Genomic DNA, 2,285 nt, shown 5'->3' on the forward strand with positions numbered 1-2,285 from the left:
AGCGAGACAACTCCTCGCCGAGTACATGACCATGATGCCAAATCAGAATATCACCATGGCAGATGCTCGAGCCCTGCTGGAGTATCTGCGTCGGTCGGGCTCCGCGAGCCCTGAAACCGCTCCGTGACATTGTACAATTGACCCATTCAGTGACTTTCAACGCTCGCCCTATCTGGAGGTAGGTACCATGAAGCAACGATCAGGAACGTTAAGTATCGGACTCGTCGTCGTCGCGCTGTTCGCCGTGACAATGGTCTCGATTAATTGTCAGGGCCCGGGCGCCATGCAGGGCAGTGGCGACGCTGCCAGCAAGGTATACGTGCCACCCGGTAGTTACGACGAATTCTACGGTTTCTTCTCCGGTGGCTACAGCGGCCAGGTTACCGCGTACGGGCTGCCTTCAGGCCGCCTTCTCAAACTGATCCCCGTCTTCTCGCAGCATGCTGAGAATGGATGGGGTTACACCGAAGAAACGAAGGACATGCTCCTGACCTCCTTCGGAAATATTCCATGGGACGACGCTCACCATCCCGAATTGTCCCAGACGAATGGTGTCCCGGATGGGCGATGGTTGTTCATCAACGCGAACAACACTCCTCGAGTAGCACGTATTGATCTCACGACATTCGAGACGGACGAGATCATCGAGATTCCGAACTCGGCGGGAAATCACGCTTCGCCGTTTGTGACACCCAACTCGGAATATGTCGTGGCTTCGACGCGGTTCAGTGTACCGATTCCGCAGCGCGACATGTCCATTGCCGAGTACAAGAATAACTTCAAGGGCACGATCACGTTCATCAAGGCCGACACACCTGGAGAAATGGATATTGCGTTCCAGATCCTGGTGCCCGGCTACAATTATGATCTTGCTCATTCAGGAAAGGGTGTATCGACCGGATGGGCTTTCTTCACCAGCTACAACACAGAAGAAGCGCATACGCTGCTCGAAGTGAATGCTTCGCAGAACGACAAGGACTTTGTTGCGGCGGTGAACTGGAAACGCGCCGAAGAGTGCGTGGCAAATGGAACGGCCAAAAGCACGCCGTCGACCTACTACCACAATCATATGGGCCCGGGTCGAATGGCCGTGGCCGAGGAGAAGTCGGAAACGAAAGTTCTGTACCCGACCGATTGTGATGGGCTCATCTACTACCTGCCCACACCGAAGTCGCCGCACGGCGTCGATGTCGACCCCTCCGGCGAATACATTGCGGCAGGTGGAAAGCTGGCCGCGCTGATCCCGGTTCACTCGTTCACGAAGATGCTGAAGGCGATCGAGGACGAAGCGTTTGAAACGGTCATCGACGGCATCCCCGTGCTGAAGTACGAGTCCGTAATCGCCGGCGAAGTCAAGAACCCTGGCCTCGGGCCTCTCCACACTGAGTTTGACGGCAATGGCTACGCCTACACGTCGATGTTCATCTCATCCGAGGTGGTCAAGTGGAAACTGGGCACATGGGAAGTCGTCGACCGGATTCCGACTTACTATTCGATCGGCCACCTCATGATTCCGGGTGGTGACAGTGAGAAACCATGGGGCAAATACCTCGTGGCGATGAACAAGATCACCAAAGATCGATACCTGCCGACGGGTCCCGAGCTCACACACGCTGCTCAGTTGATCGACATCAGCGGCGAGAAGATGAAGTTACTCCTGGACTTCCCGACGCTCGGAGAGCCTCACTACGCGCAGGGATTGCTGGCCAGCGTCATCCAGGACAAGCAGGTACAGATCTTCCCCATCGAGGACAACACTCATCCGTTCGCGGCGCGAGCGGAGAGCGAGGCGCGTGTTGAACGCGATGGAAACGACGTGCACGTGTACATGACGACGATCCGTACCCACTTTGCTCCCGATAATATTGAGGGCCTGCGGGTCGGAGACAAAGTGTACTTCCACGTGACGAACCTCGAGCAGGATTGGGACACGCCGCACGGATTTGCGGTGATGGGTGCACGCACGTCCGAACTGCTGGTCATGCCGGGCGAGACGCGAACGCTTGTCTGGGAACCGCAGAAACCCGGTGTGTACCCGTTCTACTGCACCGACTTCTGCTCGGCGCTACACCAGGAAATGCAGGGCTACGCCCGCGTCTCAGCACGTGGATCCAATACACCCCTGGCCTTCGGGACAGGTGGCGGCTGAGTCACATCTGTCCACGTTCTCGGGCGCCGGCGCGGGTCGGCGTCCGAGAATTACGGACGCGATAACGCACCTCTAATCACACTAGATCACCGTCGTGACCAATCGATCCAGGCTATTCCTCGGAGGCGCCTCCCTC

General features: G+C 57.1%; 1 protein-coding gene. It reads left to right on the plus strand.

Features of this window, described 5'->3' with window-relative positions:
- Window positions 1-187 precede the first annotated feature (187 nt).
- A complete protein-coding gene (gene nosZ, locus HKN37_02535; protein ID NNE45519.1) occupies window positions 188-2,149 on the plus strand; it encodes a Sec-dependent nitrous-oxide reductase in 1,962 nt (653 codons plus the stop codon).
- Window positions 2,150-2,285: the final 136 nt, after the last annotated feature.

It is taken from the genome of Rhodothermales bacterium (assembly GCA_013002345.1).
Lineage (GTDB): Bacteria > Bacteroidota > Rhodothermia > Rhodothermales > JABDKH01 > JABDKH01.